Below are 3,636 nucleotides of genomic sequence, written 5' to 3' on the forward strand. Positions count from 1 at the left end.
ACCGCGACGGCGCGACCGCCGAGCAGGGCGTGCAGGGCGTCCGCCACGGGACCGTCCCCGTGGACCGCGACGGGTGCCGTGCCGGGCAGGGGTCGCGCCGCCTCGACCACGGCGGGGACGACCGCCCCCCGCTCCCGCAGCAGGCGCACGAGCGGCTCGGCGGGGTCCGGGGCGGAGCGCGGATCGGCGGTGTCGGTGACCCCATCCCCGTCGAGACGGGCGACGACCGCCGCGATGAGGTCGTCGGGTCCGCTCACGCGGTGGAACTCGCGGTCGGGGGTGACGTGCCGCCAGTCGTCGGCGGCGACGCGGTACAGCAGGTGGTGCGGGGCGAGGCGGAGCATCGGGTCTCACGTTCGGGTGGGCGGCCGTCGGGCCGGGCGGCGGATGCGGGAGGTCGTCCCGGCCGGCGCGCGATGCGCGCCGGCCGGCTTCCCTCTCCTAGTGCTGGAGAGCGAAGGGGTTGTGGACGAGGGCGTTCGTGCCCGGTCCCTGCGGCGCGCTCAGCACGTCGTCGCCGGCGATCCTGGTGATGGAGACGTCGATCATGTCGGCATCCTTCCTCTCATTGTCGAGAACGGTTCTCAACACGGGGGACTCTAGGCGGCGAGCAGCGGGGACGGATCGCCTGTCCACAGGTACCGTCGGCGCATGGGGATGTTCGAGGTCGTGCAGGCGCGGCCCCACGACGTGGACCGGCTGTGGGCGCTGCTCGACGAGGACCACCGCGAGCGCGCCTCGACGCCCCGGCCGCCCGCCGCGTCGCGCCCTGGGCCCGGCCGCGCGACGGATCCCGATCCCGTCGACGCCGTCGTCGCCGGACCGCCGCCCGGCCTTCCCTCGCCCGGCGACGCCCTGCCGCTGCTCGAGGCCCGGCGCGACCGCATCGTGGCGCTGGTGACCGACCCCGGGCGGCCCGTGCTGCTCGCCTACTCCGGGATCCGCGCGGTCGGCTTCGCGCTCATGGACCGCAACGGCGTCCGCGGTCGCGTGTTCACCGCGGCGGGCTGGCGCGGGCTGGGAGTCGAGGAGGAGATCCGGGAGGCCGCGGCGATGCTGCTGCGGTGAGCCGCTGCCCCGTCGCCTGGCCAGCCGGTCGCCGCGCTGAGCGCTGAGCGACGACCCCCCTATCCGCGACGTGGGACGCGGCGCCGTGCGGGGCCTAGGCGACCGGCAGCAGGTAGGTCGGGCTCGGCACGGCGATGACGTCCGGCGCTCCGGTCGGCATACCGGACGCGGGATCGAGCCGGAACGAGGCGACCGTGCCGGACCCCTGGTTCGCCACGTGCAGGCGGTCGTCGACGAGCACGTGGTGCCGGGGCACGGCGCCGCCGCAGTCGAAGTCGGCGAGGGGGGCCAGCGCACCGTCCGGCGAGATGGCGACCACGGCGATCCGCTCGGACCCGCGGAGGCCTACGTAGGCGCGGAGCCCGTCGGCGGACACCTGCACCTCGGCCGCGGAGTCGCGCGCGTCCGGCACCGCGGCGCACGGGGTGGAGGCGGCGATGCGCCAGCTGCGGCCCGCGCCCTCCAGCGCGTGCAGCGTGCCGTCGAGCTCGCCCACGACGAGCACGCGGCCGGAGGCGAGCAGCGCCAGGTGGCGCGGGCCCGTGCCGGGCGGCATGACGACGGCGGCGACCCGGTCGAGGCGGCCGTCGCGCAGGGCGTGCACGTGCACGGTGTCGGTGCCGAGGTCGGCGCTGAGGACGGTGCCGTCGCCCACGTGGAGGGTGCTGTGGGCATGCGCGCCGTCCTGCTGCGGACGGGGCCCCGACCCCTCCGCGGTGAGGAGCTGGACCGCGTCGCCGATGGCGCCGTCCGGCTGGATCGGGTGGACGGCGACCGTGCCGTCGCCGTAGTGCGAGGTCAGGAGCAGGCCGTCGACGAGGTGGAGGTGGCAGGGCCCCGAGCCGCCGCTCGGCTGCCCGCCCGCCCACTGCAGCGAACCGCCGGGCGCGCGCCGGAAGGCCTCCACGCGGCCCGCGGCCTCGCCCACCGCGTAGACCATGTCGCCGTGCGCGAGGAGGAAGGAGGGCGACGGCGTCTCGACCGCGGTGCCCACGACCGCGAGCGCTCCGGTGATGGCGTCGAGCGCGAGGCCGGTGATGCCGATGCCCGATCCCCCGCTGTCGGCGGTGTAGCCGCCCGCCCAGATCGAGACCTCGGGTACGGCGGCTTCCTCGGGCGTCATCACGTCGCTCACCCTACGGGGCGCGTGCGACATGCCGGGCGGCGGCGGGCGCGGGTCAGTACCCCGAGGACGGCTCCACGATGCCGACGAAGTCGCCGGTGCGCACGAACGCCTCCGTGTTGAGGCGGATCCGCTCGGCCAGCAGCGGACGCACCATGTCGGGGGTGTCCGCGGTGTGCGGCGTCACGATGCACCGCGGCTCGGAGAACAGCGGGTGGCCGTCGGGGAGCGGCTCGGGCGAGGTGACGTCGAGGCCGGCGCCGTGGATGCCGCCCGTCCGGAGCGCCTCCAGCAGCGCGTCGGAGTCGACGAGCGCTCCGCGGGCGATGTTCACGAGCACGGCCGTGTCCTTCATCCGCTCCAGCTGGGCGGCGCCGATGAGGCGCGCGGTGTCGTCGGTGCTGGCCGCGGCGAGCATGACCACGTCGGCGTCCCCGAGCACCTCGTCGAGCCGGTCGGCGGTGACCGTGCGGTCGGCGCCCTCGACCGGGTCGCCGCTGCGCCGGACGACCGTCACCGTGCAGTCGAACGGCGCCAGCAGCCGGATGTACTCCAGCGCGATGCCGCCCGCCCCGACCACCACGACCTCGGAGCCGTACAGCGACAGGCCGCTCGAGGAGCCCCAGGAGGTGGCTCGGGCGCGCTCCGGGAGCTGCCGCAGGGTCGCGAGCGTCAGCGCGAGCGCGTGCTCGGCGACGGGCTCGGAGTACGCGCCCTTCGCGCTCGTCCACACGAGGTCGGGTCGGTCGCACTCGCGGAGCGTGTCCGCGAACGCGTCGACGCCGGCGAACGGCAGCTGCACCCACTGCACCTGCGGGTTCGCGGCGAGCGTGTCGGTGAGCTCGGCGGCGCGCCGGATGGAGAGCCAGACGATGCCGCGCGTGTCGGGCGAGAGCTCGGCCACCTCCCCGCCGCCCGCGCGCACGGCCTCGACGTACGCCTCCTCCGTGCGGGGCAGCATCGCCACGGGGCCGGGCGTCGGCCGCGCGTCGCCCTCCAAGCGGTGCGGGGTGGCGCCGTCGACCGCGCGGTGGACGCGGCGGGGGGCGGGAGCGGATGCGGCGGTGTCGGTCATGTGCGGGGCCTCCGGGGGTGCGGGATGCGGGCGGGCGGTTCGGGGAGCCGGACAGCGGGGACGCGCTCGGCCGTGGCGAGCACGGCGGCGCGGATCCACGCGGCGGCGGATGAGGTGGAGCCCGCTTCGTCGGCGTCGGCGTCGGCGCCGGCGTCGCGGGCGGGGTCGGACGTCGCGGTCGCCAGGGAGCCCGGCGCCACGCGCATGTGCGGCTGCGCTCCGGACCAGGGGCGGACGGTCCCGACGTCCATGCCCGCGGGCGGCGGCGGGATCACGGCCCCGGACGGGGCGAGGAGCAGCGCGCCGTCGAGCACCCGTACCACGACCCGGTCCCCGATCCGCACCGCCGGCACGCCGAGCAGGCTCTCGG

Annotated in this window: 6 protein-coding genes; 1 reads left to right on the top strand and 5 read right to left on the bottom strand. The window is 76.8% G+C overall.

The window, feature by feature from the left end:
* Both Q6969_RS14080 and Q6969_RS14085 read right to left on the bottom strand, forming a co-directional pair.
* A partial coding sequence (locus tag Q6969_RS14080; RefSeq protein ID WP_317230998.1) for a hypothetical protein occupies positions 1 to 344 on the bottom strand: 344 nt, incomplete at its 3' end.
* A 97-nt stretch (positions 345 to 441) separates the two neighbouring features.
* A complete protein-coding gene (locus tag Q6969_RS14085) occupies positions 442 to 549 on the bottom strand; it encodes a streptamidine-related RiPP repeat protein (RefSeq protein ID WP_317230999.1) in 108 nt (35 codons plus the stop codon).
* 102 nt (positions 550 to 651) lie between these two features.
* Between Q6969_RS14085 and Q6969_RS14090 the strand changes: the two genes are divergently transcribed.
* Entirely contained in the window at positions 652 to 1,068 is a 417-nt protein-coding gene (locus tag Q6969_RS14090) for a hypothetical protein (RefSeq protein ID WP_317231000.1), read from the top strand.
* A 94-nt stretch (positions 1,069 to 1,162) separates the two neighbouring features.
* Here the strand turns inward: Q6969_RS14090 and Q6969_RS14095 are convergent, their stop codons facing one another.
* The 3 genes from Q6969_RS14095 to Q6969_RS14105 form a co-directional block, all read right to left on the bottom strand.
* Entirely contained in the window at positions 1,163 to 2,191 is a 1,029-nt protein-coding gene (locus Q6969_RS14095; RefSeq protein WP_317231002.1) for a beta-propeller fold lactonase family protein, read from the bottom strand.
* Between the two features lie 55 nt (positions 2,192 to 2,246).
* The gene (locus Q6969_RS14100; RefSeq protein ID WP_317231003.1) at positions 2,247 to 3,152 is read right to left on the bottom strand and encodes a D-isomer specific 2-hydroxyacid dehydrogenase family protein; all 906 of its coding nucleotides are present in this window, start codon (positions 3,150 to 3,152) and stop codon (positions 2,247 to 2,249) included.
* Positions 3,153 to 3,262: 110 nt separating this feature from the next.
* A partial coding sequence (locus Q6969_RS14105; protein ID WP_317231001.1) for a hypothetical protein occupies positions 3,263 to 3,636 on the bottom strand: 374 nt, incomplete at its 5' end.

The organism is Clavibacter sp. MX14-G9D (assembly GCF_032917815.1).
GTDB classification, from domain to species: domain Bacteria; phylum Actinomycetota; class Actinomycetes; order Actinomycetales; family Microbacteriaceae; genus Clavibacter; species Clavibacter michiganensis_K.